A 24,893-nucleotide genomic window follows, 5' to 3' on the forward strand; every position below is an offset into this window, starting at 1 on the left:
TCCAATAAGACAATGAGTTGATGCTCATGGCCGGCTGCGAACGTAAATGTTCAGCCGGATCACATTGCTCAGATGAAAGCCGGTACGCTCAATATAATACATTTAGCTCAAAAACACAAGGTTTTGCGCCGTTTCTAAGCCAAAAATTTGATTTTGGCTTAGAAACGGAAGAAAGAAGGGACAGTTTAAACCGAGGTCAATTGTTGCTTTTTCGACAACTTATAAATAATGGCCATGATTACCGCTGAGGCAATACTGAGCATAAGGTAACTCTCACTCAGGTTTACATCATCTTTGGCCGGAAGTATAGAGATGACGCTGTAGCTCAGGAAAGAAACAATCACATAAGTAATCCCACCAGTCAGTCCGCTGGCAATGCCTGCATTTTTTGGGAACAGGCTCAGGCAATAGGTAAAATAGTTATTGAAAATATAACCTGCGGTAATGTGCACAAGGAAAGCAAAGAAAATGAGTGAATAAAGATTAGAGATAAAGTTTATACTGATCATCATCGAAATGATGAATACCATTTGGAAAACGAGGTTTGCAGCCATCTTTCTGAAGAAGGGATGGTTAATGGTGGCCTTACCGATAAAACCGCCTACCATCCAGGCAAAACCCAGGATCAATGAGCTGTACCCGGCAATGATGGGCGAGAGTTCCAGGTGATGCTCAATGATAAAGGGGCCGGTCATGTTGTAGATCATAACCATTGAGTAGGCCAGTCCAAGCATGACAATACCCAGCGAAAAGTTCAGTGTGCCGATCATTTCTGTATATACACTGAGAATTTTTCTCAATGAAAACTCAGAGAAGTGTTTTAAGGTCTCTCCACTATAGATGTATTCCAATGCTGCCATGACTAAGGCAAGACCTGCAAGGAGGTAAAAGTTGGATTCCCAGCCAAAAGAAGCCTGCAGGTACCCGCCAACAAAAGGAGCTACGATCGGGCCTGTCGACCATATAATAGAGAAGAGGCTGAGGTAATGCTTCAGCTGGTCGCCGCTAAAAACATCAACAAAATACGCCCGTTTGGCAACGATGACGGTCGCCACCGTAAATCCATGAATGATACGCATGAAATAAATCAGATAGATGTTATGCGTATTGGCGATGACGATGCTTGCTGCTGCAAAAATAAGCAGGCAGATCAGGCTCAGCTTGTACCGGCCGAAGCTGTCCACAATACTGCCGATGAACAGTTGAGAAATGCCATAGCTGATCAAAAACAGGCTCAGCGTAAGCTGCACCTGCAGGCTACTGACCTGCATGGTCGCTGCCATCGTAGGCAATGAAGGAATATAGATATCTGTAGCAAATCCTGATAATGGAATTAACGCAAATGCAAGAATGGTGGAGATGCCCTGATGTTGTGGTTTTAATGTTTTTATGGTGTCCAATGTTGCCGGGAAGTTATTCAAGCGGCAAAGTTAAGTTTTCAGAAATACTTTTCCTGCAACAGAAAGACATACAATTGTAAAGGTTGGGACCCACAACTGCGAAGCGTAGGGGTTTAACGAGTTTGTGATTATTGGTTGGCGAGTTGACGATTTCTGTGCAGGGAATTTACAATTATTGTTTAATCAGTTTGTAATGAAGGAGTATGCCCTCCCTGATGGAATTGAGCAATGGAAGGTCAATCTGGCAATCCAGGGTTTCGCAATGTTCATGGTCCTGATCGTCTATTTTGATGGTGCCTATTCTTTCTGAAGCTTCATTGGAAATCTCAAACTGCTGATCTCCAGTGGCAGTTATATTGAAAAAATACCCTTTGCCCTCGTTCGCAACTTCTATTCTAAACTGTTCCATAATTGTTTCATTTATTGTTAAAACAGGAGAACTGCCGCTTTTGTTTAAGATGATAGTGCTCCTGCTGTTGTTGATAACGGCAGGAGAACTGGTATTTGTTTTAAACGGCTGTTTTCTATTGGATTTTTTTTAACTGATTTTAGCTAATTAGACTTTGATTTCTCCTTCAATAGAATCGTCAATCGTTTTCCCTATGGCTGCACCGGCAAGCTGTTTGATAAATGCCACTGCAGTTCCATGTTTCGTGTCCCAGTAATAGCCTTCTTCGGGCTCGAACCTGATGACCGTGATGCGTGGGTCGTCGATGCCTGCCGTAAACCAGACCTTTAAAATAGGGTCCCATAGCTCTTTGATCAGTGCTTTGTCGGTAGAGATGCTCGCTTTGCCATAAAGGTTAAGGAAGTCTGAATGCGGGCCACCCTGAAAGAGCAGCTGTACCTTTTCATCGTTTTGAATTTCTGCATTTTTATGACTGTCGCTGGCACTCAGGAACCAAAAGATTCCACTGTCGTCAATTTTCTGAGGAGACATAGGCCTAGTTTCAAAAGGTGACCCAGACTGGATCCTGGTGCAAAAAAAGCAGGATTCCGCTTTTTTTGCAAGCTCTTTTATCTTTTCAATTGCAGCCTGATCATTCAGGTCTCTTCTGTTTTCTTCGGGTTGTTGCTGATTGATGCTGTCCATAATAATAGATTTGGTAGTTGGCTAACAAATACGGGCGGATATTGTGTTCAGATTTGTGCGGGAGGGATACTTTAATATCTTTGTGTCCAGACATCACCATCATGAATTACACGAGAAATACCCTATATCAGGCCATCCTGGCTTTTACGATCACAGCTGTCAGCGCCTGTTCAGCAACGGATAAAAACAACGCCACAACAGCTGCCGACTCACTGTCCGGCGACAGTATTACGGCGGCACTACCTGCACAATTGCGAAAACCAAAAGAATTCATTCCTAATGAACTTGGGAAAGTTATGGTGCTCGAATATCACCTGATTGGAGCACCTGAAAATGAATGGAGGAGAACTCCTGAGAATTTCAGGAGAGATTTGAACATGTTGTATGACCATAACTTTTATCCGGTATCCGTTAAGGACCTTGCCACCGGAAAGCTGAATGTGCCAGCAGGGATGACCCCATTTGTGATGACCTTTGATGATTCCAGTGCCGGGCAATTCAGGTACCTGGATAAAAATGGCAAGCTGGAAATCGATCCAGACTGCGCCCTGGGGATCATGGAGGATTTCAAAAAGAGACACCCTGATTTTCCCATCACGGCATCGTTTTATGTACTGCCGGCCATCAAGCCTACCTTGCGTCTGTTTGCGCAACCCGACTATCAAAAGCAAAAGCTGGAATGGCTGATCAAAAATGGATATGAGGTGGGGAGCCATGGTTGGTTCCATGTGCCGTTGAATAAGCTGGATGATGCGGGTGTGCAGAAACACCTCGCCATGTTTGTGAAGGAAATCAGGAACTTCATTCCTGGTTATGAGGCCGAAAGTTTCGCCCTGCCGCTGGGCATGCACGCCAAAAACAGAGCGCTGGAATCCAAAGGCAGTTTTGAAGGCACCAGCTATAACCATAAAGCTGTTTTCCTGGTGGGCTCCGTCGCCTCTGTATCACCATATTCCAAAGACTTTAACCCATTGGCCATCCAGCGCGTGCAGGCAGGGGATACCCCCACAGGGCCGGAGGCATTCATGAAACAGCAGGATAAACACGGCAACCGCTTCATCAGCGATGGCGACCCGAAGAAGATTTCCGCCCCTGCTACCGCTAAAGACCAGCTGAAACCTGGACTGGAAAAGCGGTATCAGATCAACTGGCTGGAGTCCACTGCCAAATAATCAACATATTATCTTATCCTTTTCACAGCAAAATGGAATTAGGGATCTATACATTTGGCGACATTACGGCAGATCCGGCAACAGGGAAATATGGCTCCGCAGAACAGCGGATCAAAGATCTGGTAGAAGGAATTGTATCTGCCTAATGCGTTCCATTGAGCTTTTCGGAACAAAAATCGCCCCGGTAATCCCTGAGCACTCAGCCAGGGTATTGCAGATATATTTTTAAGATTTTTTCAAATGAAAACGCAGTTCGTTTTCTGCTTTTCTGAGCATTACTATCTTCCGGATCAGCGCTTCCGGCAAAGCTTGCTGCGGACGGAAGTGAATGGTAGAACCTGAGACTTGGATGCCTTTCAGCTCTTCTTTTAAGTCCTTGATGATGGAGGGGCTCATGACGTAGAAACTGCAGTACTTTTTACTCACACCCATACCAACCAGGGAATAGTGGTACTTAAATACAGGGACCTGATAGCTGATCTTTTCTTCAGCTTCAGGAACCGTGCTGATAATGAGCTCACGTAATGAGCTGAGCGTGTCCCGAAAAGCTGCGGGCTGCATTGCGATATATCCGTCGATGGTAGTGGCTGTGCCTGATTCTGATTTTTGCATCATTAAAAGAATTGGTACCACAAATAACAGGATTTTTTAATTTCCGGTAAGATGGTGATTGCGACAAATAAAGGGTAAAAAGAATCCGCTAACATCAATGCTGGGCATAGACATTAGCGGATGCCTGAAAAATGCTGATCATGAGATCAGCTCCTTAAGTATGTTTATTTCATTTTGCTAACCGAGCCGGAGCCGATTCCAGATTTCTCGATATCCGGGTTTCCAGTGTAGTACACGTGGCCGGAACCCAATATAGTTGCCTTAATGCTGCCATCAGTTTTTACGTTTACAGATCCCGAACCGCTGATGCGTACAGAAACCTCATCAGCCGTAAAAGATTTTCCACCGTAGTTTCCTGAGCCACTCAGGGTGACACTGGCTTTATCTGCTTTACCAGAGAGGTTCACATTTCCGGACCCACTCATCACACCTGTAATTTTATCCGCCTCTACTGTTGCCTTGATAGATCCTGATCCACTTAGGGTGGTGGTAAATTCAGCAGCAGTTATGGTTCCTGAAACAGTCACGCTGCCATCGCCACTCATCGTAATGCTGGTTAGCGTTTTTGCATTGACGTAAGCCGTAATCTTCTTGTTCTCATATTTTTTTGCCCAGCTGGTCCAGCTGGCTTTTGGGCGGATGGTCAGTTTGTTGCCCTTGACTTCTCCAACGAGTGTCGAAATGGCTTCCTCATCACCTTCAAAACGGAGTCCTTCCTTAGTACCCAAAGTTATGATTACGGATATAGGGCCTCCGGCAATCACCCCATCGAAGTTTTTGACATCTATCTCATCGGATGAATGAGTAGAAGTGCTGATGGTGCTCTGACGAGCTGCGGATACATTTACCGACCCTATACCAAGGGCAAGGACGATTATTAATGGAAATACTTTTTTCATATCATTTTCTGTGTTAGTATTAATAAGACGTTAGGTTAACAAGAATGTTGCACAAGCAAATATATTTCTTTTTCATTTTTCCCCCATCATCAGATGCGTATTGATTTTCGAAAACTTCAATTGAGATGGAGTTTATACCTTTGTTATTGAAAAACTGAGGAATTGCTTACATGAGAGCTTTCAAAATAGGAGAAAAAGACCACATTAAGAGATTGAATAAGGTGCTTCAGTTTGTAGAGGACCATTTAGAGGAGGAGTTATCCTTGGAGAAGATTGCTGCCATTGCGTGTTACTCTCCTTTTCATTTTCACCGGATATTTAGATCAGTCGTCAATGAATCATTGAATGTGTATATCGTCAGAAAGAGAATTGAAAAGGCCGCTTCCATCCTGATAAGGAAACCCGGCATAAGCATCACTGAGCTGTCGGTAATGTACGGCTTCAATGGCAATACTTCCTTCAGCAGGGCCTTTAAAAAATACTATGGGATGAGCCCCTCGGATTTTCGGGCACAGGCACCCGGAAGGCATAGCAAGATCTGTATAGAAGAGCGCAAGAATGGTAAAGGGAAAACTTTTTTTGAACCCTACTTTTGGGACATGGACAATCATATCACATGGATGGAGGCACGTGCGCTTGTAGAAATCAAGACCTTGCCACAGTTGGAACTCGCCTATATCTCGCACATTGGCGACCAGGGGCAGGCACACACTTTTCAAAAACTGATGGAATGGGCCGGACAAGCAGGTTTGTTGCGAACGCCGGACTTTACACTACTCAAGATTTACCACGACAGTTTCAGGATCACGGCATCCGAGCAGGTCAGGATGAGCGCTTGCATTGTGCTGAAAGAGCCTGTTTCAACAGATGGTCTTGTAGGAACCATGACCATGCCTTCCGGTAAATGTGTCGTTGCCCGGATGGAGCTGGCCATGGATGAATTTGGAAAGGCGTGGACTGAACTGTTCGTCTGGCTCAATCGTAACGGTTATAAAACAACAGAGAGAAACTGTTTTGAGATTTATGGTAATGATCCTTCAACACATCCTCAACATCATTTTATTGTGGATCTTTGCATCCCTATTGATGGCCACCGATAAACTTGCTGACGCCAAATCCCAGCATCCAGGTATCATGTGATCTTTTGATGTCGTAGTTGGTAGACATCCCAAGCTCCCATGTATGGGGGAGCTTCCAGCCGTATTCCAGTCCGGAGCGAAAGACCATAAGATTTTTCTCGCGACTGAATTCAGTGCCCGCGCCTGCCAGGATGCTGAGGTGGTGCCATGGTTTGTACAATATAACGGCGACAACGGCGATGGGATATTCACGCTCCAGCAATGCATACTCGTTGTTTCCAAGATGTTCTTCGATGATGAAATTTTCCAGGATGATGTCGTTGTGGATGCCCAATGCAAGGTGATTTGAAATCCAGTAATCTGCGTCAAGGGCCCATGCTGCTGAAGAAATGTCGCTGCCATGATGATGCTGGATGGTTTTTCTGATGTGTGCATGGCCCATGCTTAGTGTCAGACGGAACATGTCTTTTTCAGATTCATGTTCGGATTCCTGCAGAGCTATGGCTGATGGTATTGTCGCTGTGGACGCTGATGTTGTGGTGTGATAAACTTCCTGTGACTGAGTGGCGTTGCTGAAAAGTGCTCCTGTGATAAAAAGTAAGTAAAAAATGCGCATTGCTTGTTATTGATAAATTTCAGGCAAATAGCACTTTTTTTAAAGCGTAGGACATGATGTGTATCATCCTGGGCGCTGATGTTAGACAGCAGCACCCAGGAATGTCAAGGCAGGGCGTCAGCTTAATGCACTTCGTTACTTTTTTTGGTGGAGTTGAGCAGCAGATTGGCAATCAGGGCCGTCCATCCCGTTTGATGTGATGCGCCTAACCCTTTACCATTGTCGCCATGGAAATACTCATTAAATAACAGGTAATCTTTGAAGTGAACATCATGCTGTAGCTTATGATGCTCACCGAAACATGGACGCAATCCAAGGTCATTCGATTTGAATATGCTGATTAACCGCTCGCTGAGTTTTATGGCAATATTCCGTAAGGACAGGTAATTTCCGGTTCCTGACGGGTATTCGACCTTAAAGTCGTCATTATAATATTCATGGAAGCGAAGCAGGCTTTGGATGATCAGGTAATTTACCGGCATCCATATCGGGCCTCTCCAATTGCTATTTCCACCAAACATACCGCTGTCGCTTTCTCCGGGGATGTAGGTGACAGTGATGTTCTCCCTCCCCGTAGGAAAGACGAAAGGGTTTTGCTGATAACTTTTTGACAGGCTGCGTATGCCGTAGTCGCTGAGGAATTCCGTTTCATTGAGCATTCTATAGAGAATGCGCTTGACGCGGTGTCCGCGCAGCAAGCTGAGCAGATGCTTATCGCCCTCACCTTTTTCCGTCCATCGGGAAACCAGTGAAGCAAGTTCAGGTTTATGTTTCAGAAACCATTCCATACGCCTGGCGAAGTTTGGCAGTTTTTTCAGGGTATCATCAGTGATGATCTCCACAGCGAACAGTGGGATCAGGCCGACCATGCTGCGCAGTTTCAGTTTAATGGCATCCCTGCCTTTAATGGAGAGCTCATCATAGAAAAACTCATCCTCATTGTCCCATAAGCCGCTATCATCAGGGCCCATGATGTTCATGATCGCACCGGCGATGTAAAGGAAATGCTCAAAAAACTTGGTGGCCATGTTTTCATATACAGGGTTGTGGAGTGCCAGTTCCAGGGAGATGTGCATCATGTTTAATGCATACATGGCCATCCAGCTGGTGCCATCGGCCTGTTCGATGTGCATTCCCGGAGGCAACACCATGCTCCGGTCGAAGATGCCAATATTGTCGAGCCCGAGGAAACCACCTGAAAAGATGTTGCTGCCAGTATGGTCTTTGCGGTTTACCCACCAGGTGAAATTAATGAGTAACTTTTGAAAAACAGCTTCGAGAAAAGGAAGGTCACCCTGACCATTATTTTTCTTCTGATCCATCTTGTAAACCTCCCAGGTGGCCCAGGCATGTACAGGAGGGTTGGTGTCGTCAAAGTTCCATTCGTATGCTGGTAATTGACCGTTGGGGTGCATGAACCATTCCTTGGTGAGCAGCAGCAGTTGCTCTTTGGCAAATGCTGCATCTACCAGCGCCAGGCTGACGCAATGAAAAGCAAGGTCCCAGGACGCATACCAGGGAAACTCCCATTTGTCGGGCATGGAAATGATGTCCGCGTTGTTGAGGTGTTTCCAGTTGAGGTTTCTCGAGGTATTGTGACCGGCAGGGGGAAGAGGTTGTTTGGCATCTCCCTTTAACCATTTCCCGACATTATAATTGTAAAATTGCTTGTTCCAGAGGAGGCCGGCCATGGCCTGTCTGTAAATCAGCTGTTCGTCGGCAGCGCTTAATGTGCCCTGCAGTGTTTCGTAAAATTCATCTGTTTCTTTTTTTCTTTCCTTAAAAATCTGGTCAAAATCAGCGAAAGGCTTGTTGTTGCTGCCTTTGCAAAGGCGTAGTTTTACGGTTGCAGATTGTCCGCCTTCGATGTCAAAAGTATACACAGCGGCCGCTTTTGACCCTGTTTTTGCAGGATTTACCGCTGCGGTATCCTGATGGATGAGGTAGTTGTGAAAGGCATCTTTATAGTATTTTCCACCATCATCATATTGATAAAGACGGCGTGTGTTGGTGTCATTTTCGGTAAATAGCCAGTCGGCAGGGCTTTCAGCATATAAAAAGTATTCTCCGAGGTCTTTATGGGTGATGGCCAATGACATTTTATCTTTCTTCGAGATAGAGAGCTGTTTGAGGTGGTCTCCCCATGACCAACGGTTTCTGAACCACAAAGTGGGAAGCATGGTCAGCTGGGCTTTGATATTGTTTCTGTTGTGTGCCGTGATGTTGATGAGGATGTCTTCTTCTGCCGACTTTGCGTACTCAATGAAAATATCAAAATATTCATTGTTGTCAAACACACCAGTATTCACGAGTTCATATTCCGTATCCTGCCTGGAGCGGCTGCCGTTTTCGCGAACAAGTTCTTCATAAGGAAAAGCCTGCTGAGGATATTTGTAGAGCATCTTCATGTAGGAATGCGTTGGCGAAGAATCAAGGTAATAGAAAAGTTCCTTCACATCTTCTCCATGATTGCCCTCCGTATTCGTTAATCCATAAAACACCTCTTTGAGTATCGGATCTTTACCATTCCAGAAAGCAGGAGCGAAACAGAGAAATTGCTTGTCATCTGAGATGCCACCAATTCCCTCTTCGCCCCAGCGCCAGGCCTTGCTGCGTGCGGCATCGTGACTGTTCGCATTCCAGGCATCTCCATTCGCACTGTAATCTTCTCTGACGGTACCCCACTGACGATTAGAAACGTAAGGTCCCCATTTTTTCCATCCTTCTTTTGATAAACGTATTGATTCCTGATTCATCGGCTCTTCATAAATAATGGTTAATGCTTAACTTGCTGCAGCAAAATGTGCCGCAATCGCGCTAAATATAAAGAAACATCATAAAGCACCTGTCTGATGGTGGTCAGTTGTTTGTCAAATGAATCGGCGATCATCATTTGTACTGCTGCGAATAATAATAGACATCATACCAATACCCTGATCCTGCATACGAAAACCAATTGATACCCATTCTTGCATTCCTATTTTTGTATGTTTATCGAATAGAAACATTATCCATTTGTATGTCGAAAACTTTCATCTTCCTGAGCTCGTTGTTTTGTCTTTTGGCCTGTACTCCGGCGTTGGCCGATGGTTTTGATGATACGTTACCGGAAGGGCTCGAGGAATATAGATTACCAGAAGGATTTTATGCCCTTGATAGTGCCAATATTGATTTGAAAACAAGACAATACAAATTGCTGATTCTGGAAAAGAATTCGGAAAAGGACAATAAGGCGGGCTGGCATTTCGACCTTCCACTGGTTTTGCTGGAAAAGAAGAAAGGTCAATATGTTAAAGTCAGTGAAAATACTGAACTGATCTTTAACGGAGGTGACAATTGTCCTGCGGATGGCTATGGGCGGATTGTAGTGAGGGGCGCTTTTTTTACGATAGAACAGGTCTTCTGTGCAGATTTCCTCTTTGTGCATGCTTACATTACTTTTAGAATTGATGATCGGAGGGGAGACGTTATCCTCCATAAATACAGCGAGACCTATACCGATCGAAGCAACCCCGACCGGCTGATACCCGACCGTGCCTGGACTGCCAAAGATTTCGGCACCTTAACTTTCGCTAAACTCAGTGCAGACCGGCTGCTTGCTTTAGACTAAGGTCATATCCCAACGTACCTAAATAAACTCCAAATTGATCTGCCGGGCCTGTGTACGCATTGTGGGCACAGATATTGTATAGTCAAAAGCAGAAATAATTAAATACCTATGAACGTCAAACGCACATTTGGAACCATACTCACCATTCTGGGTATCATTGGACTTATTTATGCTGGTTATGGATTTATCAAACATAGTCTGCAAAGCCGTGAACTGATTGTTGCCGCAATTATTGGACTGATTTTTTTTCTGTCTGGGATGGGGCTGATCAAAAATACAAAAGACGAGGCTTAGACAGTTTGTTTCTTCTCCAAAAAGAAAAAAAGCCGTAAATAAAAAAAAGCACCCCATTAGGGGTGCTTACACAATTATAAAATAAGTTGATTAGCTGATCTTAACATTGATTGCGTTCAAGCCTTTTTTACCTTGCTCAACGTCATAGGTAACTGAGTCATTCTCACGAATGCTATCTAATAAACCTGAACTGTGTACAAAGATTTCGCTATCACCATTTGCTGGTACGATAAATCCAAAACCTTTTGTTTCATTGAAAAATTTTACTGTTCCTTCTTGCATTATACTTTATTTAAATAATAATCAAAGGTGATCATAATTATCGGATAATCAATGATTTATTATTTATAAGCCTCATTGCATGCTGAGAGGGGCTTATTGCCGGTAATAGTTCAGTAAATGTACAGGGGATTGCAGAATTCTTATCCGAATACAGACTTGAAAGCGTCCCTGCAATCCTTATTGATTTCTAAAGGCAGGTCATCTTTTACATACAGCTGTATCTCACCTTCGGGATTGTAAAAATAACGGAAGTAATTTTTTAGTTTATCGGGATGTTCACCTGTATTTTTATTGGTTTTGTTGCTGAACCATCTCTCGTATTTGCTGGAAATGTGATCAAGCTTCTCTTCAAACTCTATTTTCTTTTTATCGCTGCTGTCGCTCTGCATCATGTCAATCATTCCTGAAGTTTAGGTGAAAGTTCGTAAGGTACGTTAATAATATGGATTTTTCTCTAAATACTTGTTTGATAATCTTTAAATTAGGATGCTTTAAAAGGGGAGATGTCGGAATACAAGAATTTGCCTGATCAGGAATTGATTGGTTTATTGAGTGAAAATACCGGGCCGGTTTTCAATGAGGTCTACAACAGATACTGGAGCCAGTTGTTTCTTCATGTGCGTAGGATGCTTGGCGACGATGAGCTGGCCAAGGATATTGTGCAGGAGGTTTTTACGAACATCTGGGAGCGTTCGCCAGACTTCAGCATCAGTACTTCATTATCCTCTTATCTGTACACTGCCGTGAGAAACCGGGTTTTCAATGAAATTAAACAACAGAAAGTAAAGTCCGTACACCTGCAGGACATTGCAGCATTTTTCAGTCGCGGACAATACGAGGCGGATGAAGCGCTCCGTTACCAGCAGTTGAAATCTGCGATTGAACTGGAGATCTCGAAGATGCCGGAAAAGATGCGGGAGATTTTTGAGCTCAGTCGTCATCAATACCTTAGTCATAAACAGATTGCCGCGCTGATGAACATTTCTGAACATACTGTCAGAACACAGGTACAACGCGCATTGCGTCTGCTGCGTCAAAAAATAGACCTTCCCGTACCAACCTTGTTTTTCCTGGCCCATTTGCTTAAATAATTCAGGCCGCGAAAACCAGTTCAAATGACCTTCAGCATTTTTTTTAAAAAAATAACGTGCCTTGTACTCTATAGCAGGCATTGCGTTGTCTCATCATTATAAAAGACAAAAATCATACTCCATGAATGCAGATGAAGTCATGCATCTAATACAGCGGTATACAGACCATACTGCCAGTGCCGAAGAAATAGCCTTGCTTGAATCGTGGTACGCTGAGAGGGCAGCTGGTGGTGAGCAACCTTTGTTTTCTGCCGAGGGCGAAGAGACGGACCGTCTGCTGGCCGACCGCTTCCTGGCGATGAAGTCAAGGTCGCTGGCCGACATCATGTCTATTCCTATCCCACAAAAAACAATACAGATGCAGCCGCGCAAAAGTTATGCACGTTGGGCGGTCGTCGCGGCGAGTCTGTTTTTTACATTTTTCAGTGGCTTATATTTCTACAGGGAACTTATCCAGGATCCACTTGCGGAGGTACACATCGCTCCAGCAGATGCTGAGACGGTGCTGACCCTTGGTGATGGCAGGCAAATTTTGCTGGAGGAAGCGTCGACAGGCGGCCTGGCAAAGGAAGCCGGAATCACGGTAACCAAGAACGCTGAAGGGACCCTGGTTTATAAAGCTGCCGGTGCAGGCGCTGCTTCCACATATCATACTGTGGAGACCCATAAAGGCGGTGGACAGGTGCTGGTATTGCAGGATGGCTCAAAGGTCTACCTCAATGCCTCCTCTTCGTTAAAGTTTCCTCCCACCTTCGCCGCAAAGGGTAAACGCCGGGTAGAGCTTATGGGCGAGGCTTACTTTGAGGTGGCGAAAGACCCTGCCCATCCTTTCATGGTCAGCAGTAAAGGGCAGGAGCTGCAGGTACTTGGAACGCATTTTAACCTGAGCGCTTATCCGGAAGATGGTGCCGTAAAAACAACGCTTCTGGAAGGTTCTGTGGAGGTATTTCCGATAGGGGATGCCCAGGGTAAGGCTGGATTTGGGCAGGGCAGGAAAGGATTGCTGCTGAAACCCGGACAGCAGTCTGTGGTAACAAGCAGTGCCGCCCAGCTGGTCAATGCCAACGTGGAGGAAGCCGTAGCCTGGAAAAATGGATATTTCCGCTTTAATGATGAGCCCATTGAAAGCGTCATGAAAAAGATTGCCCGGTGGTATGACATCGAGGTAGATTATGCTGGGGCACCCACAAATGAGGGGCTCAGTGGTACCATATCCAGGTTCACAGACATCAGTGATGTGCTGCGGATGCTGGAGAAAACAAAAGTCGTACACTTTAAAGTTGAGGGAAGGAGGGTGACGGTAATGAAGTAATGTTTACACCTGCCACATCCATAAAAAAGATTACCCCGGTGTCGGAACCGGGATAACCTATCGCTGGATATCGTTAAAGATCAACAAACCAATAACCATGCGTGCATGCCCGACAGGTCGAATTGTAAGGGCAGGCCGCAATAACCAACCTAAACAAATGTACTATTTTTACTCAATAAATGTGGCTCCGCCATCGGGCTGTGCCATGACAATTCTGCGGATTATGAAGTTGACCACGGTACTGCTGATTGCCATCGTCATGCAGGTGAGCGCAGGCTCTTATGCACAGAAGATTAGTTTATCTGAAAGTAACACTTCCATTCAAAAGGTATTTGATAAAATCAGGGCGCAGAGCGGCTACGATTTTCTCTTTTCAAGGGCTGCGCTGAAGAATGCCAGACCTGTATCCATATCGGTCAGGAACACTGAGCTGAAACAGGTGCTAGACCAGGTGTTTCAGGGGCAACCTTTGGAATATACCATCATCAAGAAGTCGGTCGTCGTTTCCGTTAGGGAGACTTCGGTGGTCGACCGTGTGCTGAACCTTTTTTCCGCGACAGACATCAAGGGCCAGGTATTGGACGAAAATGGCCGGCCGGTAAACCGGGCGAGCGTCAAGGTCAAGTCGACAGGAAAAGTAGTCGTCACCGACGACTTCGGCAGGTTTACGATCAATGTGCCGGACGATAATGCCATACTTGTGGTTTCTTATGTTGGCTACATCACCAAAGAAGTTCCGGTAACATCCAGCCTTGTGATTGTGCTCGATCTGAACCAGAATAAACTCGAAGAAATGGTGGTAGTGGGTTATGGGAGCGCCAAACGGAAGGACCTCACCGGTTCCGTAGCTTCTGTTGATGTCAATGAGATCCGCAACGTACCATTTGCAACAATCGACCAGGCACTCAGCGGCAAAGCTGCGGGTGTGCAGGTTGTGCAGGCTGATGGATCACCAGGTGGGGTGGCCAAGATCCGCATCAGGGGTGGTACCTCACTTCTGGGTGGCAATGACCCCTTATACATCATTGATGGTGTGCAGATGCAGATCCAGAACCGCTACATTCAGAGTGCCGCTGAAGTGGTAAGCCCTGTGGAGTCTTTCGGCCTTGATGGCGGTGATAATACCATCTCCGGTTCCTTTGCACGAGGATTGAACAGCCTCGGCGGACTGAACATCAACGACATTGAAAGTATTGACATACTGAAAGATGCCTCCGCTACAGCCATCTATGGCTCGCGGGCTGCAAATGGTGTCGTCATCATCACCACAAAAAAAGGGCGCTTCAATCAAAAGGCTTCACTGGACGCCAACTATTATATCGGACAGAGCAGCCCGGTAAAAGAAAAACTGTTGAACAGGGACCAGTACATCATGATCCTGAAAGAAGCTGCGCAGAACCTGAATGATGTGCGCGCTGCGTATACACCGCCACGTGCACCTACCGCTTTGGCAAACAGTATCCTGAACGACCCAAATTACTTTGGAACGGCAAATACCGACTGGCTGGACCTGGTGCTACGCAATGGCATCACCCAGAACGCCGATCTTTCCCTGCGTGGCGGAGGGGCGGGCTCACGCTATTATACCTCCGTTACCTATAACAAAAACAATGGGGTGGTGAAGGGAACCGACTACACCCGTCTTGCAGGTAAACTGAGCCTGGACAACGACATCAACAGTAAACTGAGGTTCAATACCAACCTGGATTATGGTTATACAACCAATAACATTACCAACGGTATTTACACCCAGGCTTTATTTGCCCCGCCAACCATCGAACCCTATAATGCTGATGGCAGTGTGAGGACCATCTCCTCCGCAGAAAATGGCAGTTATGGTTTTGAAGGCTTTCAGAATCCCCTGGCCCTCTTAACCGCCATCAACCGCGCAAACAGCTTTACTCTGATTGGCTCCCTGGCGGGTGAGTATGATATCCTTAAAGAACTCAAATTCAGGAGCTCTGTGGCGGTGAATTATAACAATTACCGCCAGACCAATTATCAGCCAAGCACGGCACTGATTTCGGCCTCCTTTGGAACCCAGCTGTTAAACGGCATTGCCACGCAGGCACAATCCCAGGAGTCCAACATCTTCTATGAAAATACACTCACCTGGACTAAGGAGTTCAATGAAAACCACCGCATCAATGTGTTGGGGGGAACATCATGGCAGATCAGCAGGAGCAGCTCCTTTTCTGCCAGCGGACAGGGTTTTCCTGACGACGTCTACCTGAACAACCTTTCTTCAGCAGCGACCACATTACCCGCAACGGGCCTCTCTGCACAGAACTCGTTGCTGAGCTTTTATGCCAGGGCCAACTATTCTCTTTTTGATAAGTACATCTTTACGTTCACAGGCCGCTCTGATGCTTCTTCTAAATTCCCCGCCAAAAACAGGGTAGGGTACTTCCCTTCAGGAGGTGTGGCATGGCGCATTTCCCAGGAGAATTTCCTGAAGGATGTCAAGTGGATCAACGAGATCAAGTTGCGGGCCAGTACTGGCCGCACCGGAACGCAGAACATTGGCGATAACCTCTTTTATACGTTGTATTCGCCGGTATCCTACGCGGGCTTAAATGGCTTGTCGCCAAACCAGCTTGGTAACGATCAGATCAAATGGGAATCTACCCTTCAGAAAGACGCAGGGATCGAATTTCAGCTCCTCAACTCAAGGCTTCATGGGGAATTCGGCTACTATGAGAAGTCTACCTCCGGCATTTTGTTCCCTGCAACCGTGGCCAGCAGCTCCGGGTTTACAGGCGTGACGGCTAACCTTGCCGACATCAATAACAGGGGACTGGAGTTACAGATTGGTGGCGATTTTATCCGTCACAAAAACTGGCAATGGTCCGGAACACTCAATGTTTCCGGAAACCGTTCCAAAGTAAAGGAACTGTCAAATGATTTTGCTGATCCTACCAATCCGAAGGTCTATAATTACGGAAGCACCGTTTTGAAAGTGGGGGAGCCTGTAGGTCTGTTTTATGGCTTTACCAATGATGGCCTGATCAGGACGCAGCAGGAGCTGGATGAATACAAAGCGAGCTTCCCAACCTGGGCTTCGTATTATCCTTACCTGGGTATTGGCGACAGTAAATATGTAATTGACCCACAACTGAGGTTCATGAAAAGTGAGGTCATCGGCCATGCGGAGCCTAAATACTATGGCGGTTATACCAACAACATCAGTTATAAAAACTTTACGCTGACGACCCTTGCCACCTTCTCTTATGGCGGTCAGATTTCCTATGTTGCAGACATCCAAAATGCCGACCTATCGCAGCGCACAAATAAAGGCGTCCGGATCTTAGACCGATGGACACCGGACAATATGGATGCAAGCAGGCCAAGACTGGTCCTCGGACAAGGTTTTAGTTATGGGACGGCATCCAGTCAGAACATCTACGACGCCTCCTTCATCAGGCTGAAGTCGGTCACCCTGAACTACCAGCTGTCCAAAGATCTGCTGAACAGGCTGAAGATGAACCAGGCTTCATTGTATGTGTCGGCTACCAATCTGTTTACGGTAACCAACTATCCCGGTGCCGATCCGGAGACGAGCAATAACCCTTATAGCCTGATTGGGGGCTACAGTGATTCCGCTGGGTATCCTACGGTAAGGCAGCTTAGTTTCGGTGTACGTTTAGGTTTTTAATTTAGGTTGATCATGAAAAAAATATATCAGTATATCGCATGTAGTATCCTTGTCATTACACTCCATGCCTGCAAAAAAGAACTTGGTGCTTTGCCAAAAAATTCAAAGGTAGATGCCAATACCATTCTGGATCAAAGCACCGCGCAGATTGCCCTTAATGGTGCCTATTATAATTTTGCCAATGCTACGGCAATGAAAACAGGCTGGCAGCAACATCAGGTATTGCCTACACGCATGACCGGTTACCTCATCTATGGCTATGGGCTGGGGAGTGAAGATGAGAACAACAATGCCAGGATGACCAGCTATTACTGGTCTGAGTCCTATAAGCTGCTTAACGCGGCAAACGGGGTGCTGAAGGGCATCAGCCTGCTGGACGACGGCAAGTTCAGCGGCAACAGGAAAAAGGAGATCGTTGCGGAAAGTAAATTTCTGCGTGCTTATGCACATTTCAAGCTGCTCACCTACTATGCCGAGTGGTATAAAATGGAAAGTGCATTTGGGGTCTTGCTGCGCGATGAGCTTTCTACGCTCTCCAACATTTCTAAAGCACGCAGCACGGTAAAGGATAGTTATGATTTTATTCTGGCAGATCTGGACGATGTGATTGCCAATGGGCCGGTAGGCAACCCGAATCACTATGTCACCAAATGGGCAGGCATGGCTTTGAAGTTACGTGTGCTGATGTGCAGAGGCGGCAGCAGCGACTACTCTGAGATCATTAACCTGGCAACCAACCTGATTCAGAATAGTCCATACCTGCTGGAGGCAAATGCCGCGGACATCTTTCATAAAAATGGGTTGGCAAGCAAGGAGGTAATCCTTGGCGTAGTACCTCAGGCCAACCAGGAGAAAGACTATTATAGCAAAAGTTCACAGTATTGGCCAGGTGCATCAAGCCTGTATGTCGCTACTGCCGAGTTAAATACATTGCTGACCGGAGATCCGCGTCAATCCTGGATGATTGGTACAGCCAATCCATCTACTTCCGCTCCGAATACATTTTTCTTTACAAAACATATGATCCAGAATACCACACCTACACGGGTTTCTGAGGCCGACTACGCCCTGCGCCTGACAGAAGTTTATCTTTTACAGGCCGAGGCTGTCGTGCGTTCCGGTGGTAGCCTGGCCACAGCAAGGTCGCTCGTCCATCTCATTCAAAGTAAGGCAGGCATCACGGAAATACAAAATAATGCCGCATACCTGGCGGTGGAAGATGCCGCGACTGCTGATGCTTTGCTTTTTGAGATCCATAAGGAAAATGTCAAAAGCCTGATGGCAGAAGATGGCATGGAATGGCTGTCGCTGCTTCGTCAGCCTTTCAGCAGGGTGCAGCAACTGAAGCCAACCATTGACAACCAGACACAGTTTATCCTGCCTGTGCCTTCATCAGAATTCATTTACAATCCGCTATTTGGGGAACAAAACCCGGGTTACAACAAAACGGCCAACTAATGAAGAAAAATCTCATCACTACAACGGTAACCCTGCTGGTTGTCGTTGTCCAGCTTTTTGCGCAAAATGGCGCGAAAGAATTTAAAATCGAAGGGAAGCTGACCGGTAGATTTCCCGATACGGCATATCTTCAATACCGTTCCGGTGGGGAAGCTATCCGGCAGCAACAGGTACTGAAAAAGGGTAGCTTTCATTTCTCAGGCCAGCTGAATGAACCAACGATAGTTGCGCTGAAGTTTGTCGACAAGAAAGGCGGGAAGCCAGTACAGCAGTCTTTTTTTGTGGAGGGGGGCGATCAGGTTCAGGTTTCCGGCGACCTTGCTGATGTTTCCTCGTTGCGTTTTACAGGCGCCGCATTGCAGGACGACTGGCGTCTGTATCAGCAGATGACGGGTAAGGAAAAAGATTTCAACAAGCAGATCGGGCTGACCTATGACTTTATGGCCGGTCATCCGGAATCCTATATTTCTGCTTATTTGCTGGCCATGTATTCAGCGATGTTACCCCTGGATTCTACCATAGAGGTGTATGAGGCTTTGAGTAGTAGCGTCAAGGAAACTCCTGTGGGTCAAAAGTTAAAAGACATTGTGGCCACAAGAACTGCCAGTGCGCCGGGGAAGATGGCGGTTGGTTTTAGCGGTGCAGACGCTGAAGGAAATCCGCTTAGGTTATCCGATTTTAAAGGGAAATACCTGCTGTTGGACTTCTGGGCAAGCTGGTGTGTGCCATGCAGGAAGAGTCATCCTCATCTGATCAGCTTGTACCACAAATATAAAGTCCGTAATTTTGATGTCGTCGGTATTGCCAGCGACATGGGGCGTGAGGCTATATGGAAAGAGGCTATTGCAAAAGACGGTATTGGCATCTGGCACCATCTGCTTGAAAGAGAGAAGACGTCTGGTGATGCCGCAGAACAACAAAGCATCACCGATAGCTATGGAGTAGGGGCGTTACCCACTAAAATACTCATTGACCCTGATGGTAAGATCATCGGTCGTTTTACCGGTGATGGGGGATCAGAGCTGGATGCACAACTATTGAAAATTTTCAACTAACAAAAGAAAAAAGAAATGAAAAAGATCACATTAATCCTGCTGACCTTATTGCCGGTGGCACTGTTTGCGCAGTTGCCTGCCCCTAAATATGCCATAGGCACGATGGCCCCGGATTTTACGTTGCCCGACACCGCAGGAAAGGAAATATCGTTGTCCTCCTTTAAAGGAAAGTATGTATTGATAGACTTCTGGGCGAGCTGGTGTAAACCTTGCCGCATGGAGAATCCGGAAGTGGTAAAAGCTTATGCGCGGTATCAGCAAAAAGGTTTTGAAGTGTTGGGTGTGGCGCTGGAACGTGAAGGCGCACGTGGAGCCTGGATAAATGCCATTAAAGAAGATGGCCTGCCCTGGACGCAGGTTACGGATTTTAGATACTGGAAAGGCGATGTGGTAAAGTTATACAGCGTTCAGTATGTGCCACAAAATTACCTTCTGGATCCGGAGGGGAAAGTAATTGCAACCAATCTGCGTGGTGAAGACCTACAAAGGAAACTGGCAAAAGTTTTTAAAGGAAAATAAGCTTTTTCATCAGCTGATTTTGCTGCGGATGGGGCTGTATTAAGGAAAAAGCGGAGGGAGCTATTTGCTCTTTCCGCTTTTTTCTGACTACACCGTCTGTAAACGAGCTGAGTTTTACGGGCTCCTGATTTGAATTCTAGCTGAAAAAGGCTACCTTATTCCTGCACTGAGCAATTTTTTCAGCCTTCTTGCCGTTTTTTCTTAAAGGTTCAATTTTTGCTCAAGTGTCCGGATTTTACGGAATAAATCTTATCTGATGAAAAGAATACAACTCATTACCTTTCTGCTGATTTCGTGGACATTGATGTCAGGTGCCAGCCCGACTGCAGACAGCCGCCTTCCAGACCGTCCAGTTAAGGACATTCTTGCAAACGACCTGACCATTGTGATCATGAGGCATGCGGAAAAGCCGGCTAGCGGCGACAACCTGTCTTGTAAAGGTTTCAATCGTTCGCTGCAGTTGCCGGCAGTATTGAGAAAGAAGTTTGGCGTACCAAATTATGTGTATGTACCTGCACCCGCCACAGGAAAGGAAACCAAATCTGGAAGGATGATACAGACCGTATGGCCGCTGGCGACCAAGTATAACCTGACCATCAATACCAGTTACGAAGTTAAGGATGCCGAAGACCTAGTAAAGAACGTTAAAACAAAAAAGGGGACGGTGCTCGTGGTATGGGAACACGATGCCATTTCTGACATCATCAAAAAGCTGGGGGTGAAAGGTGGATTGAAATGGCCTGGATCTGATTATGATGGTTTATGGGTAGTAACCATCCGTAACGGCAAAACTACTTTTTCTAAAAGCACCCAGGGCTTGAATCCTTCTGCTAATTGTGCTTTTTAGCGGTATTATTCATCTGTTGTCTGTGGTTGATCAGGAATTCAAAATGGATTAGTTTATCATCTCGACCCGATATCGGCTCGGACAAGTCGGTTTCGATGCCGATCGTGCAACCAGCAGGCTGTGGGCTTGGAACTTTTAAATAGATCTGTTATCTTTACGGGAATGACAGGTTATACCGAACATATTAGTAAAGTATTCTACATATCCTCCTTTAAGGATTTTGATTCTATTGCCCCAAGCCTTTAAATAGCGTGCTGGCCTGGGGTTTTTATAACCAATTCGTTTCCTAATTTCATTTTTAAATCCAGATAAGTACTGATGTCCGTCAATTGCCGGGCAATTTTTGCTTTTGGGTTTTCTTTTAGAAATCCTTTTCTGGCGGTGATTTTCATTTGCCGGACATCATGCGTCTTTTTTCAAATTATAATAAATAGCATATGAATTTAAGTCAAAACAATCAGGTGGTCATCACAGCGGATGACTATCAGCTTTTAAAACCCTATTTTACCAAAACAAACCCACATGCCGGAGAGATGTCTCTTTCTGCGGAGCTGAGCAGGGCCGTTATTCTTAGTAATGAAGAGTTTCCTTCCGATGCAATCAGGCTGAACTCGACCGTTCGGATCCAGGATGAGAGTACAGGGGAGATCATGGAACTCATTATTGTACTGCCCCAGCATGCCAATATTAAAGAGAAAAAGATATCGGTACTGACACCTATTGCTGCAGCACTGATTGGGTTCAGGCAAGGTGATGCTGTGCAGTGGAAAGTTCCTGCAGGTCTGAAGAATTTCAGGATCACCGAAGTCGCAGCGCCTGGAAAATAGGTAACTAAATTCCAAGTCGTATCTAATAAAGGCAGATTAATCTTGTTTATGAAAAGTCTGCCTGATTCTATTTTTTGTTTGTTTAAATAATTTTGAAAGCCAGTTTTTTTTACGTGCCGGAGTACCGGAATAAAGTTTTCGTAAAAAGTCTGCAAAAGCAAAATAGGCTTCGGGGTCAGGCTGAATGGGTGTACGTACATTCAGGGGGGATGAGGCTAGAACGACGTCGTGACTGTTGTTTGCTTCGCAGTGAGTACCACTACCATCATGACCAATATTGCTCACGAGCGATTGTCCAGGGTACAAGGTTAATTTGCCCTTTATAAAGGCAGAGGCATACCATCGGATGTCCCAGCAAGTTGTTTTTCCCGTGGCCTGCTCCCTCAAGGCTTGCACGTAAGGATAGGTATTGTTGATATCAAACTCTGACTGCGAGCCTTGTTCCTCAATTTTTGCCAATAACTCTCCGCCATTGCGCTCAAATAAGTCCCATCCTCTTTTCCAGGTTGCCCAACCCCAGCAATCGGCTCCCTTCAAAAAGAATACTTCTTTTAATTGCTGTTCTACGGGATATACATAACCATGGATGGAAATGACATCCTCCTCTTTCTCATATAAATCCAGTGCATCATTCATGTATTGCAGGAAATGAGGAGAAGTGACCAGGTCATCTTCCATTACAATGGCTTTACCATGATTGTTGATCACTTCGGTTACGCCAAGTATCACGTTCTCATCTACTCCGAGATTGTGTTCCCTTAAATGGATGTGAACGTTTTTAAATCCTTTAATGGACTTGATATAGTTTCTTATTGTACTCACTTTTTGTAGGGCGTCTGTATCTTTTGGCGCATCGGAATAGATGTAAAGTTCAGACGCTTCAGCAAGTGGATTGTCTAGCAGTGCATGGACTACACGCGCGGTGTGATCCAGACGATTATAAACAAACAGGACGATTGGCGCAAGACTCATGGTGGCTCGGGAATTTCGTAATGAAAACGTCTGCAATATAAAGAATGATTTCATTTGAAATTATGGAAAGATTTGAGCACTTCTGCAGTATTTTTTCATAAAATCCGGATAAGTAGATGGCAATAAAATGCATTTTGATGGCACAGTATCATAATTTAACGAAATAGCGTAGTTGATGTGCTGTTTTTTATTTGGCTAACTTTTTAAATTTCAGTTAATTGATGTTGTGGAATGCCTTTTGTTCAATTTTGGGCTTCACCATAAAACAGAGAAAACCATGTCAAAGAAAGTAGCTGAACAACTCGTCGATATGCTCGTCGAGGCGGGCGTTGAACGCATCTACGCCGTCACTGGCGACAGTCTAAATGAATTGAACGACGCGGTCAGGCGCAATAAGAATATCCGATGGATCCATGTCCGTCATGAAGAGGCCGGGGCGTATGCTGCGGCAGCTGAAGCTGAACTCAAAGGGCTGGCTTGTTGCGCGGGCAGCAGTGGCCCCGGGCATGTTCACCTCATCAATGGTTTATATGATGCGCATCGCGCAAATGTTCCTGTGCTGGCCATTGCCTCGACCTGCGCTACAGTAGAATTTGGCAGTGGCTATTTTCAGGAAACCAATACCATCAAACTTTTCGACGATTGTAGTCATTACAATCAGATTGCCACTACACCGGCACAGTTACCCCGCATGACGCAGGCGGCTATCCAGCACGCAGTTCAGCGAAAAGGGGTGGCGATTCTCGGCTTGCCGGGTGATGTAAGCGCCATGGACGCTGTAGAGAACATCTCTGCCAACAAAAACTATTTCTCAAAAGCAATGATCAGGCCGGCAGATGCAGATATTGCCGGTCTGGCGACACTGATCAATAAACATCAGAAAGTGTGCATCTATTGCGGTATCGGTGCCGCAGAAGCACATGACGAGGTGGTCGCACTGGCAGCGCGTCTGAAGGCACCCGTGGGTTACTCTTTCCGTGGTAAAATGGGTATACAGTATGACAACCCTTACGAAGTGGGGATGACCGGGCTTCTGGGCTTACCTTCGGCTTACCACAGCATGCATGAAAGTGATCTGGTGATTCTGTTAGGGACTGACTTTCCTTATGTGCCCTTCATGCCTACTGATAAAAAGATCGTACAGATTGACCTTCAGCCGGAGCGATTGGGTAGAAGAGCCAAACTGGACATTGGGTTGCATGGGGATGTAAAAGACACATTAAAAGCCCTGTTGCCTTTCCTCAATGAGCAACAAGATGATAGCTTCCTGAAAGCGCAGTTGAACGTATATGAAAAGGTAAAAGCCCACCTGAATGTGTATGTAGAGGACAAAGGCACCAAAGATGCCATTCATCCGGAAGCAGTAGCAGCAACATTGAGTAATCTAGCAACAGACGATGCCATCTTCACTGTTGACACAGGTATGTGTTGCGTATGGGGTGCCAGATACATCCAGGCTACCGGAAAAAGAGATATGCTCGGTTCCTTTTCGCACGGATCCATGGCCAATGCCATGCCTCATGCGATAGGGGCAGCATTAGCTTGTCCTGACAGACAGGTCGTAGCCCTCTGCGGTGACGGGGGTATTTCCATGATGCTCGGCGATCTGGCTACCATCAAACAATACCAGCTTCCCATTAAGATCATCGTATTCAACAACAGAACCCTGGGCATGGTGAAACTGGAGATGCAGGTTGCCGGCCTGCCGGATGCCGAAACCGATATGGAAAATCCGGATTTCGCAATGGTAGCACAGGCAATGGGCATCAAAGGCATGACCATCAACGATCCTGAACTGCTCCAGACCGGTTTAGAGGAAGCCTTCCGGTTTGACGGTCCTGTGCTGGTCAACGTTTTCACAGATCCGAATGCGCTGGCTATGCCGCCAAAGGTTGAGTTCGACATGATCAAGGGGATGGCCCAGTCGATGACCAGACTGATGCTGGGTGGCAAGTTCCAGGAAGTGCTGGATACCGTAAAATCCAGTTATAAACACCTAGGCGAAATTCTGGATTAATGCATCTTAATAGGTTTTAACTATTTAATATAGAATTAATTGATTGTGATTATTAGATCCAATATCCTAAATTTATAATGCTT

The 24,893-nt window shown here is 45.8% G+C and carries 24 protein-coding genes; 13 read left to right on the forward strand and 11 right to left on the reverse strand.

Annotated features, from left to right (window positions below):
* Positions 1 to 185 precede the first annotated feature (185 nt).
* The 3 genes from PBAL39_RS20410 to PBAL39_RS20420 form a co-directional block, all read right to left on the reverse strand.
* Positions 186 to 1,421 (reverse strand): MFS transporter, encoded by a 1,236-nt coding sequence (locus PBAL39_RS20410; protein ID WP_008245119.1) that lies wholly within the window; start codon positions 1,419 to 1,421, stop codon positions 186 to 188.
* 151 nt (positions 1,422 to 1,572) lie between these two features.
* On the reverse strand, positions 1,573 to 1,809 hold the full coding sequence (locus PBAL39_RS20415) for a hypothetical protein (protein WP_008245120.1): 237 nt from the start codon (positions 1,807 to 1,809) through the stop codon (positions 1,573 to 1,575).
* 147 nt (positions 1,810 to 1,956) lie between these two features.
* Entirely contained in the window at positions 1,957 to 2,493 is a 537-nt protein-coding gene (locus tag PBAL39_RS20420) for a pyridoxamine 5'-phosphate oxidase family protein (RefSeq protein WP_008245121.1), read from the reverse strand.
* 101 nt (positions 2,494 to 2,594) lie between these two features.
* On the opposite strand from PBAL39_RS20420, the gene PBAL39_RS20425 reads away from it, so the two are divergent.
* Positions 2,595 to 3,665 carry a polysaccharide deacetylase family protein gene (locus PBAL39_RS20425; protein ID WP_008245122.1) on the forward strand — a complete coding sequence of 357 codons (1,071 nt, stop codon included), beginning with the start codon at positions 2,595 to 2,597 and terminating at the stop codon, positions 3,663 to 3,665.
* A 225-nt stretch (positions 3,666 to 3,890) separates the two neighbouring features.
* On the opposite strand, the gene PBAL39_RS20430 is transcribed toward PBAL39_RS20425, so the two are convergent.
* Complete coding sequence (locus tag PBAL39_RS20430; RefSeq protein ID WP_008245130.1) at positions 3,891 to 4,280, reverse strand: iron chaperone; 390 nt, start codon at positions 4,278 to 4,280, stop codon at positions 3,891 to 3,893.
* Between the two features lie 161 nt (positions 4,281 to 4,441).
* Entirely contained in the window at positions 4,442 to 5,176 is a 735-nt protein-coding gene (locus tag PBAL39_RS20435; RefSeq protein WP_008245132.1) for a head GIN domain-containing protein, read from the reverse strand.
* A 170-nt stretch (positions 5,177 to 5,346) separates the two neighbouring features.
* Here PBAL39_RS20435 and PBAL39_RS20440 point away from each other — a divergent pair, with 170 nt between their 5' ends.
* Entirely contained in the window at positions 5,347 to 6,276 is a 930-nt protein-coding gene (locus tag PBAL39_RS20440; protein WP_008245135.1) for a GyrI-like domain-containing protein, read from the forward strand.
* Here PBAL39_RS20440 and PBAL39_RS20445 read toward each other — a convergent pair.
* Entirely contained in the window at positions 6,257 to 6,871 is a 615-nt protein-coding gene (locus PBAL39_RS20445; RefSeq protein WP_008245137.1) for a hypothetical protein, read from the reverse strand. The two genes, PBAL39_RS20440 and PBAL39_RS20445, sit on opposite strands and share 20 nt — an antisense overlap.
* A gap of 122 nt (positions 6,872 to 6,993) precedes the next feature.
* Positions 6,994 to 9,627 (reverse strand): glucosidase, encoded by a 2,634-nt coding sequence (locus PBAL39_RS20450; RefSeq protein WP_008245138.1) that lies wholly within the window; start codon positions 9,625 to 9,627, stop codon positions 6,994 to 6,996.
* 263 nt (positions 9,628 to 9,890) lie between these two features.
* Here PBAL39_RS20450 and PBAL39_RS20455 point away from each other — a divergent pair, with 263 nt between their 5' ends.
* Together PBAL39_RS20455 and PBAL39_RS20460 are read left to right on the forward strand one after the other, a co-directional pair.
* Positions 9,891 to 10,481 carry a hypothetical protein gene (locus tag PBAL39_RS20455; RefSeq protein WP_008245139.1) on the forward strand — a complete coding sequence of 197 codons (591 nt, stop codon included), beginning with the start codon at positions 9,891 to 9,893 and terminating at the stop codon, positions 10,479 to 10,481.
* A gap of 108 nt (positions 10,482 to 10,589) precedes the next feature.
* A complete protein-coding gene (locus tag PBAL39_RS20460; RefSeq protein ID WP_008245140.1) occupies positions 10,590 to 10,775 on the forward strand; it encodes a hypothetical protein in 186 nt (61 codons plus the stop codon).
* A gap of 90 nt (positions 10,776 to 10,865) precedes the next feature.
* Here the strand turns inward: PBAL39_RS20460 and PBAL39_RS20465 are convergent, their stop codons facing one another.
* Together PBAL39_RS20465 and PBAL39_RS20470 are read right to left on the reverse strand one after the other, a co-directional pair.
* Positions 10,866 to 11,057, reverse strand: coding sequence for a cold-shock protein (locus tag PBAL39_RS20465; protein ID WP_008245141.1), 192 nt, complete (start codon positions 11,055 to 11,057; stop codon positions 10,866 to 10,868).
* Between the two features lie 140 nt (positions 11,058 to 11,197).
* Complete coding sequence (locus PBAL39_RS20470; protein WP_008245142.1) at positions 11,198 to 11,458, reverse strand: hypothetical protein; 261 nt, start codon at positions 11,456 to 11,458, stop codon at positions 11,198 to 11,200.
* Positions 11,459 to 11,560: 102 nt separating this feature from the next.
* Here PBAL39_RS20470 and PBAL39_RS20475 point away from each other — a divergent pair, with 102 nt between their 5' ends.
* From PBAL39_RS20475 to PBAL39_RS20505, 7 genes are all read left to right on the forward strand, one after another.
* Positions 11,561 to 12,148 carry an RNA polymerase sigma factor gene (locus tag PBAL39_RS20475; protein ID WP_008245143.1) on the forward strand — a complete coding sequence of 196 codons (588 nt, stop codon included), beginning with the start codon at positions 11,561 to 11,563 and terminating at the stop codon, positions 12,146 to 12,148.
* A gap of 121 nt (positions 12,149 to 12,269) precedes the next feature.
* Positions 12,270 to 13,460, forward strand: a complete 1,191-nt coding sequence (locus PBAL39_RS20480; protein WP_008245144.1) for a FecR family protein — start codon at positions 12,270 to 12,272, stop codon at positions 13,458 to 13,460.
* 223 nt (positions 13,461 to 13,683) lie between these two features.
* Positions 13,684 to 17,115, forward strand: coding sequence for a TonB-dependent receptor (locus PBAL39_RS20485; protein ID WP_008245145.1), 3,432 nt, complete (start codon positions 13,684 to 13,686; stop codon positions 17,113 to 17,115).
* Positions 17,116 to 17,127: 12 nt separating this feature from the next.
* On the forward strand, positions 17,128 to 18,573 hold the full coding sequence (locus PBAL39_RS20490; RefSeq protein WP_008245146.1) for a RagB/SusD family nutrient uptake outer membrane protein: 1,446 nt from the start codon (positions 17,128 to 17,130) through the stop codon (positions 18,571 to 18,573).
* Positions 18,573 to 19,628: a TlpA disulfide reductase family protein gene (locus tag PBAL39_RS24860; RefSeq protein WP_008245147.1), complete on the forward strand. Its 1,056-nt coding sequence runs from the start codon at positions 18,573 to 18,575 to the stop codon at positions 19,626 to 19,628. Before PBAL39_RS20490 ends, PBAL39_RS24860 begins: the two co-directional genes overlap by 1 nt.
* Positions 19,629 to 19,643: 15 nt before the next feature.
* Complete coding sequence (locus tag PBAL39_RS25095) at positions 19,644 to 20,147, forward strand: peroxiredoxin (RefSeq protein WP_083801793.1); 504 nt, start codon at positions 19,644 to 19,646, stop codon at positions 20,145 to 20,147.
* 256 nt (positions 20,148 to 20,403) lie between these two features.
* Positions 20,404 to 20,994 carry a histidine phosphatase family protein gene (locus tag PBAL39_RS20505; RefSeq protein ID WP_008245153.1) on the forward strand — a complete coding sequence of 197 codons (591 nt, stop codon included), beginning with the start codon at positions 20,404 to 20,406 and terminating at the stop codon, positions 20,992 to 20,994.
* A gap of 242 nt (positions 20,995 to 21,236) precedes the next feature.
* Here PBAL39_RS20505 and PBAL39_RS25460 read toward each other — a convergent pair whose 3' ends face one another.
* On the reverse strand, positions 21,237 to 21,386 hold the full coding sequence (locus tag PBAL39_RS25460; protein ID WP_008245156.1) for a hypothetical protein: 150 nt from the start codon (positions 21,384 to 21,386) through the stop codon (positions 21,237 to 21,239).
* Between the two features lie 45 nt (positions 21,387 to 21,431).
* Between PBAL39_RS25460 and PBAL39_RS20510 the strand changes: the two genes are divergently transcribed.
* Positions 21,432 to 21,821 (forward strand): GreA/GreB family elongation factor, encoded by a 390-nt coding sequence (locus PBAL39_RS20510; RefSeq protein ID WP_008245158.1) that lies wholly within the window; start codon positions 21,432 to 21,434, stop codon positions 21,819 to 21,821.
* A gap of 36 nt (positions 21,822 to 21,857) precedes the next feature.
* On the opposite strand, the gene PBAL39_RS20515 is transcribed toward PBAL39_RS20510, so the two are convergent.
* The gene (locus tag PBAL39_RS20515; RefSeq protein ID WP_008245160.1) at positions 21,858 to 22,793 is read right to left on the reverse strand and encodes a glycosyltransferase; all 936 of its coding nucleotides are present in this window, start codon (positions 22,791 to 22,793) and stop codon (positions 21,858 to 21,860) included.
* Between the two features lie 277 nt (positions 22,794 to 23,070).
* Here PBAL39_RS20515 and PBAL39_RS20520 point away from each other — a divergent pair, with 277 nt between their 5' ends.
* Positions 23,071 to 24,810, forward strand: coding sequence for a ubiquinone-dependent pyruvate dehydrogenase (locus tag PBAL39_RS20520; RefSeq protein WP_008245167.1), 1,740 nt, complete (start codon positions 23,071 to 23,073; stop codon positions 24,808 to 24,810).
* The last annotated feature ends 83 nt before the right edge of the window (positions 24,811 to 24,893 follow it).

Source organism: Pedobacter sp. BAL39, from assembly GCF_000170795.1.
In the GTDB taxonomy this organism is placed as follows: domain Bacteria; phylum Bacteroidota; class Bacteroidia; order Sphingobacteriales; family Sphingobacteriaceae; genus Pedobacter.

Bases quoted from the DNA above. Each gene is read 5' to 3' on its own strand.
- PBAL39_RS20445 (WP_008245137.1), bottom strand. From the start codon at position 6,871: ATGCGCATTTTTTACTTACTTTTTATCACAGGAGCACTTTTCAGCAAC.
- PBAL39_RS20435 (WP_008245132.1), bottom strand. From the start codon at position 5,176: ATGAAAAAAGTATTTCCATTAATAATCGTCCTTGCCCTTGGTATAGGG.
- PBAL39_RS20470 (WP_008245142.1), bottom strand. From the start codon at position 11,458: ATGATTGACATGATGCAGAGCGACAGCAGCGATAAAAAGAAAATAGAG.
- PBAL39_RS20515 (WP_008245160.1), bottom strand. From the start codon at position 22,793: ATGAGTCTTGCGCCAATCGTCCTGTTTGTTTATAATCGTCTGGATCAC.
- PBAL39_RS20455 (WP_008245139.1), top strand. From the start codon at position 9,891: ATGTCGAAAACTTTCATCTTCCTGAGCTCGTTGTTTTGTCTTTTGGCC.
- PBAL39_RS20510 (WP_008245158.1), top strand. From the start codon at position 21,432: ATGAATTTAAGTCAAAACAATCAGGTGGTCATCACAGCGGATGACTAT.
- PBAL39_RS25460 (WP_008245156.1), bottom strand. From the start codon at position 21,386: ATGAAAATCACCGCCAGAAAAGGATTTCTAAAAGAAAACCCAAAAGCA.
- PBAL39_RS20465 (WP_008245141.1), bottom strand. From the start codon at position 11,057: ATGCAAGAAGGAACAGTAAAATTTTTCAATGAAACAAAAGGTTTTGGA.
- PBAL39_RS24860 (WP_008245147.1), top strand. From the start codon at position 18,573: ATGAAGAAAAATCTCATCACTACAACGGTAACCCTGCTGGTTGTCGTT.
- PBAL39_RS20420 (WP_008245121.1), bottom strand. From the start codon at position 2,493: ATGGACAGCATCAATCAGCAACAACCCGAAGAAAACAGAAGAGACCTG.
- PBAL39_RS25095 (WP_083801793.1), top strand. From the start codon at position 19,644: ATGAAAAAGATCACATTAATCCTGCTGACCTTATTGCCGGTGGCACTG.
- PBAL39_RS20505 (WP_008245153.1), top strand. From the start codon at position 20,404: ATGAAAAGAATACAACTCATTACCTTTCTGCTGATTTCGTGGACATTG.
- PBAL39_RS20430 (WP_008245130.1), bottom strand. From the start codon at position 4,280: ATGATGCAAAAATCAGAATCAGGCACAGCCACTACCATCGACGGATAT.
- PBAL39_RS20460 (WP_008245140.1), top strand. From the start codon at position 10,590: ATGAACGTCAAACGCACATTTGGAACCATACTCACCATTCTGGGTATC.
- PBAL39_RS20425 (WP_008245122.1), top strand. From the start codon at position 2,595: ATGAATTACACGAGAAATACCCTATATCAGGCCATCCTGGCTTTTACG.
- PBAL39_RS20485 (WP_008245145.1), top strand. From the start codon at position 13,684: ATGAAGTTGACCACGGTACTGCTGATTGCCATCGTCATGCAGGTGAGC.
- PBAL39_RS20415 (WP_008245120.1), bottom strand. From the start codon at position 1,809: ATGGAACAGTTTAGAATAGAAGTTGCGAACGAGGGCAAAGGGTATTTT.
- PBAL39_RS20450 (WP_008245138.1), bottom strand. From the start codon at position 9,627: ATGAATCAGGAATCAATACGTTTATCAAAAGAAGGATGGAAAAAATGG.
- PBAL39_RS20520 (WP_008245167.1), top strand. From the start codon at position 23,071: ATGTCAAAGAAAGTAGCTGAACAACTCGTCGATATGCTCGTCGAGGCG.
- PBAL39_RS20475 (WP_008245143.1), top strand. From the start codon at position 11,561: ATGTCGGAATACAAGAATTTGCCTGATCAGGAATTGATTGGTTTATTG.
- PBAL39_RS20490 (WP_008245146.1), top strand. From the start codon at position 17,128: ATGAAAAAAATATATCAGTATATCGCATGTAGTATCCTTGTCATTACA.
- PBAL39_RS20440 (WP_008245135.1), top strand. From the start codon at position 5,347: ATGAGAGCTTTCAAAATAGGAGAAAAAGACCACATTAAGAGATTGAAT.
- PBAL39_RS20480 (WP_008245144.1), top strand. From the start codon at position 12,270: ATGAATGCAGATGAAGTCATGCATCTAATACAGCGGTATACAGACCAT.